This window comes from Pengzhenrongella sp., assembly GCF_036565025.1.
Taxonomy (GTDB): Bacteria; Actinomycetota; Actinomycetes; order Actinomycetales; family Cellulomonadaceae; genus Pengzhenrongella.
Window position 1 is genome coordinate 1 of the sequence record NZ_DATCNW010000435.1, and the last position, 5,866, is coordinate 5,866.

Here is a 5,866-nt window from a genome sequence, read left to right on the forward strand (position 1 = left end):
TCCTATAGGACGTCAACGCTCGGACGTTACGAGGGTTGGGCGGGTTGGGCGGGGTTGTCTGTGGGGTTCAAAGGGGGGGCACAGGGTCGGCAAAGGCTTGTCGCATGTCCCGGCGCGAACGTGGGGGCATGAACACGACAACCACCCTCGACTCACCACACCCGGGAGTCCAGGCCGACCGGCCGGGGCGCCCAGTCCTGGACCTCGTGATCCCGGTATACAACGAGGCCGCGGGCCTCGAGCGCTCCGTGCGGACCGTGCGGGCCTTCCTGGACGAGTCCTTCCCGTACCCGGCGCGGGTGACCATCGCCGACAACGCCTCGACCGACGGCACCCTCGACATCGCGAACCGGCTGGCCGCGGAGCTCGCGGGCGTGAGCGTCCTGCACCTGCCCGCGAAGGGGCGCGGCCGGGCGCTGCACCGCGCGTGGCTGGACTCGGACGCCGACGTGCTCGCCTACCTCGACGTCGACCTGTCGACCGACCTGTCCGCACTGCTGCCGCTCGTCGCGCCGCTCATCTCGGGCCACTCGCACCTGGCGATCGGGACCAGGCTGAGCCGGACCTCGCGGGTCGTGCGCGGCCCCAAGCGCGAGATCATCTCGCGCTGCTACAACCTGGTGCTGCGCGGCGCGCTGTTCGCGCGGTTCTCGGACGCGCAGTGCGGCTTCAAGGCCATCCGGGCCGACGCCGCCCGCGAGCTGCTCCCGTTCGTGACCGACACCGGCTGGTTCTTCGACACCGAACTGCTCGTGCTCGCCGAGCGCGCCGGGCTGCGCATCCACGAGGTTCCCGTCGACTGGGTCGACGACCCGGACTCGCGCGTCGACATCGTCGCGACGGCCCTGGCCGACCTGCGCGGCGTCGCCCGCGTCGGACGGGACCTGGTGACCGGGCGGCTGCCGCTCGCCGAGATCGGCGAGCACCTGCCGCTGGTCGGCGCGGCTCGCCCGCCGGTCGCCGACCCGGGCGCGGGCTCGCCCGACGCGTCGCCCGGGGAGTCAGCGCACGCGACGCTGCTGCACCAGCTGGTGCGGTTCGCCGTCGTCGGTGCTGCCAGCACGGTGGCGTACGCGCTGCTGTTCTGGCTGCTGCGCGAGCCGATCGGCGCGCAGGGCGCGAACTTCGTGGCACTGCTGCTCACCGCGATCGGCAACACCGCGGGCAACCGGCGGCTCACGTTCGGGCTGCGCGGTGCCGCCGGTGCCGCCCGGCACCAGGGCCAGGGCCTCGTGGTCTTCGCCCTCGGCTGGGCGCTGACCGCGGGCGCGCTCGGTCTGCTGCACGCCGTCGCCCCGGGCGCTGCGCACGGTGTCGAACTCACGGTGCTCGTCGTGGCGAACCTCGCCGCGACCGTGCTGCGGTTCGTGCTGCTGCGCCGCTGGGTGTTCCGTCCGCGCCGCGCCGCTACCCCGTCACACGTCATCACCCCCAATGTCGTCACCGAGCACGCCTCCACCGAAGGAGACCTCCGATGAGCACCCTGTACAGCGACTCCGCCGACACACTGCTGACCTCGGGCAGCCCCGACGCCGCCGCGCCGTCGAGCACGACCGACGAACCGCCGTCGGGCACGGATCGACCGCCGTCGGGCACGACGCGCCCGCCGCGCACCCGGTGGGAGCGTCCCGCGCTGGCCGGGCTGCTGCTCGTGACCGCGGCCCTGTACCTGTGGGACCTCTCGGTCTCCGGCTGGGGCAACTCGTTCTACTCCGCGGCCGTGCAGGCCGGGTCGGAGAGCTGGAAGGCGTTCCTGTACGGCGCGTCCGACGCCGCCGGGTCGATCACCGTCGACAAGCCGCCCGCGGCGCTGTGGATCATGGCGCTCTCGGTGCGGATCTTCGGGCTCTCCTCCTGGTCGATCCTGGTGCCCGAGGCGCTGATGGGCGTCGCGACCGTCGGCGTGCTCTATGCCAGTGTCCGACGGCGGTTCTCGCCCCAGTCGGCCCTGCTCGCCGGCGGCGTGCTCGCGCTGACCCCCGTGGCGGCGCTGATGTTCCGGTTCAACAACCCCGACGCTCTGCTGGTTCTGCTGATGACGCTCGCGGCGTACGCGACGCTGCGCGCGATCGAAGACGGCCGGACCCGATGGATGGTGGTCGCGGGCGCGCTGATCGGGCTCGGATTCCTGACCAAGCAACTGCAGGCGTTCCTGGTGCTTCCCGGGTTCGCGGCCGCGTTCCTGATCGCGGCTCCCGGGTCGCTCTGGAAGCGGGTGCGGACCGGGCTGCTCTCGGTCGGCGCGATGGTGCTGACCGCCGGCTGGTGGGTCGCGCTCGTCGAGCTCGTGCCCGCGTCGATGCGCCCGTACGTCGGCGGGTCGACGACCAACTCCTTCCTTGAGCTGACCTTTGGCTACAACGGACTGGGCCGCTTGACGGGCAACGAGACCGGGGGAGCCGGGGGCGGCGGGGCCGGAACGGCCGGCGGCATGTGGGGTGCGACCGGGCTCGGCCGGCTGTTCAGCAGCGAGCTGGGTGGGCAGATCGCCTGGTTGATCCCCGCCGCTCTCGTGCTCGGCGCGGTCGCGCTGTGGCTGCGCCGACGCTTCCCCCGGACGGACGCCCCGCGGGCCGCCCTGATCGTGTGGGGCTCGTGGCTGGTGGTCACCGGGCTGACGTTCTCGCTGATGGCGGGCACCTTCCACGCGTACTACACGGTGGCGCTCGCGCCCGCGATCGCCGCTCTCGTCGGGATCGGGGCGAGCCTGCTCTGGGAGCGCCGGGCGCAGGTCTTGGCCCTCGCGGTGCTGGCCGCGGTCACCCTCGGGACGTCCGTATGGGCGTTCGTCCTGCTCGACCGCAGCGCCGACTGGCTGCCTGCCCTGCGCTGGGCGATCCTCGTCGCGGGCGCGCTCGGCGCGGCGGGCTTGCTCGCCGGACGCTGGCTCGGGGCTCGGGTGCTGACGGCGTCCGCGATCGTGGCGCTCGCCGCGGCGCTCGCCGGGCCGACGGCGTACACCGTGCAGACCGTGACCACCGCGCACGCCGGATCGATCGTGACAGCCGGGCCGGCCGTGGCCGGCGGGACGGGCGGCATGGGCGGCGGACCGGGTGGTGCTGGTGGTCGGGGCTTCGGCGGCCATCCGCCGACGCAGGGCGGGACCGGGACCGGCACGGGGACCGGCACGTTGCCGGCCCTCCCCTCGACCCAGGGCGGAACCACCGCGCAAGGCGGGACCGCGCCCCAGACCGGTACGACCGGAACGGCCCCGGGCGGCATGCGCGGAGGCATGGGCGGCGACTCGGAGCCGAGCCAGCAGGTGACCGCGATGCTGCTCAAGAACGCCGACAACTACACCTGGGTCGCGGCGACCGTCGGCGCGACCAGCGCTGCCGGCTACCAGCTCGCGACCGAGAAGTCGGTCATGCCGATCGGTGGCTTCACCGGCGGTGACCCGTCGCCGACGCTCGCGCGGTTCAAGGCCGACGTCGCGGCCGGTGAGATCCACTACTTCATCGGCGGCGGCCAGGGCGGGGGTCGCGGCGGCAGCTCCGGCACCTCGAGCGCGATCGCGGCCTGGGTCACCGCGACGTTCACCGCCCAGACGGTCGACGGCGTGACGATCTACGACCTGACTCAGCCCGCATCGACGTCGGCGTCGGCCACGACGACGGGCAACGCCACTGGCACCGCAACGGCAACGACAACGACGGACAGCACCACGTCCGCCAGCTGAAAGGAGGGTCCATTCACGAGAAAGGCGATGCTCGCCCATCGGTCATCCGATCGGCGAGCATCGCCTTTTGCGCGGGGCGAGGGCTGGGAGAGGGCCGGCTCGCTGTGCGCGTGGCCCGAGCTCGCCATTCTGACGGGAATCACCAGTTCCAGGCGCGACACCGCAATCTGTCGCTCCCCATTGTCGACCGCAGCACCGCCGGAGACTCTCATCACCCGTCCCGACCGGTGGTCGCACGCCGACCATCGTCGTAGAACCGGGAGTTTGTTGTCGTCGCAGCCCCAAACAGGCAGCCAAAGTTCCGCACTCGCGTGATCGAGGAGGGCAGCAACTGAGGAGTCGCACCCGAGATAGGAGTCGTTGTCGTCCCAAGGCCGGAAATACGACAACAACTCCCAGTTCGACGTTCGAATCGGCACGCGCGGCCGGCCGCAAGGCCGGGTCAGGATCGCCTCGCAAACCCGACCGGGTGGTAGTGAACGTTCCCGCGGAAACGTCTGCCAAGTGATCGCAGGTCCGGCTACTGGCACCGGTCACGCGGACCACGGCGCACGGCGGCTTGGCACGAACCGCACGGAGGATTCGCCCTCACAATCGACGATCGCCCGTCGGTCTTCCGACGGGCGATCGTCGACTTCTCAGCGGCACCGAGGCTCTGGCCGGCGGTCAATTCGCGAAGCTCGTGCTCGACCCGGTCCGGAGGTCCGACGGCGATGACCGGCGGTCAGTTCGTCGAGCTCGTGCTCGACGCGGTCCGGAGGTCCGACGGCGATGACCGGCGGTCAGTTCGTCGAGCTGGTGCTGGACGGGGTCGGGAGGTCCGACGGGTTGGGGTTCTTGGGGGAAACCTGGTTGTTGGGGTTGCCGGGAAGCGGTCCCCGCCATACCTTCGGACCACCATCGCCCTGGCGCGGGTCGAACCTCCCGCCGGGACCCTGCTCGCCCATCATTCCTGGCCCGCCGAAACGCTCGACGCGCTGGCCGGCGAACCGGTCGGCGCGGTGGCTGCCGACCAGGTGCCCGACGACGAACCCCCCGACGAAGCCGCTTCCGAGCATCAGCATCGCGACAACCACGCCCCCGACGACCCACGCGAGCAGGTGCCGACGCGCGGGATGCGCCGGGACCGGCTGCTGGTTGGGCGGGCCTCCGGGCGGGTTCCCGCCGGTCGCGAAACTCGCTGTCGAGTAGCCCTGCGCGGGAGCGCCCGGGCCGGTGCCGGCCGAACCTGGGCCGGCGTGACCTGCGCCGACCGGACCTGCGCCCGCCGGACCTGCGCCCGCCGAGCCTGCGACTGCCGGACCCGACTCGAAACCGGCCGGAACCGGCGGCGCGGACGAGGACGCCGCGTCGGGCGCTCTCGGGATCGGCCGGGTCAGGTCCTCCTGCGACGACGACGACGGCGACGGCTCGCGCGGCTCGTCGGATCTGGGTCCGCTCGTGTCCGTCATGGCAGGTGGTCCTCTCGTCGGGGTGATCGCGGGCCGCCCGCGAACTGACACCGGGCGAGCGGATCACCTAGCCGCTGAGGATCCCGGCAGATCCTGCGACGAACCTGGGGCTGACCTGATACGAGCCTGTGAGTTGTCACAAACAACCGCGAAACGCCCCAGGTCACAGTGCCGAGAATACGCGCGAAAATCACCCGCGGGAGGGACCTGTCTCAGAATCGGAACGCTGTGCGCATCGGGTTCCCGAACGGCCGGGCCGACCCCCGGACACGAACACCGCCACGCCAGATAGAACCGTGCAGCGCTCTACTTCGGCGCGACGGAGCGACCAACTCCCGTTTCGACGCTCAGGACAACCCATCGCCGTGCGTCGCGTCCTTGAACTGGACCTCGATCGACCCCAGCGGCCAGGAACGTGCGGTTCGCGACGCGAGATGCGAGTTGTTGCCCTCTCCGAGGCGGTCCGCACAACAACAACTCACATCTCGCGTTTCGAACTGACCCGGCGGAGGTCGCGGAGGGCAGGTCGAGGCCGAATCGCCATCCTCCGGCGGCTCGGGCGGTTGGTGCGAGCCGCCAGGCCCGACCTGCCCGACCCCAATGGTCGTAACTTAGGACCCCCTGCCAGTCGCCCCCGAGCGGGGATCCTCCTCTGGATCCCGCCTGCGTGGACCTCAAGTTACGTCCATTGCGTGCGGGCCCGCCCCGAGCGGGAGCGATCCAGTTTTGGGAAGGT

Annotated in this window: 3 protein-coding genes; 2 read left to right on the forward strand and 1 reads right to left on the reverse strand. The window is 71.6% G+C overall.

The annotated features are described in order from the left end of the window. The first annotated feature begins 128 nt into the window (after nucleotides 1-128). Nucleotides 129-1,478, forward strand: coding sequence for a bifunctional glycosyltransferase family 2/GtrA family protein (locus VIM26_RS24930; protein WP_331956030.1), 1,350 nt, complete (start codon nucleotides 129-131; stop codon nucleotides 1,476-1,478). Then, on the forward strand, nucleotides 1,475-3,679 hold the full coding sequence (locus tag VIM26_RS24935; RefSeq protein WP_331956031.1) for a glycosyltransferase family 39 protein: 2,205 nt from the start codon (nucleotides 1,475-1,477) through the stop codon (nucleotides 3,677-3,679). The genes VIM26_RS24930 and VIM26_RS24935 overlap by 4 nt, the downstream gene beginning before the upstream one ends. A gap of 782 nt (nucleotides 3,680-4,461) precedes the next feature. On the opposite strand, the gene VIM26_RS24940 is transcribed toward VIM26_RS24935, so the two are convergent. Beyond that, complete coding sequence (locus VIM26_RS24940) at nucleotides 4,462-5,130, reverse strand: hypothetical protein (RefSeq protein WP_331956032.1); 669 nt, start codon at nucleotides 5,128-5,130, stop codon at nucleotides 4,462-4,464. Nucleotides 5,131-5,866 lie beyond the last annotated feature (736 nt).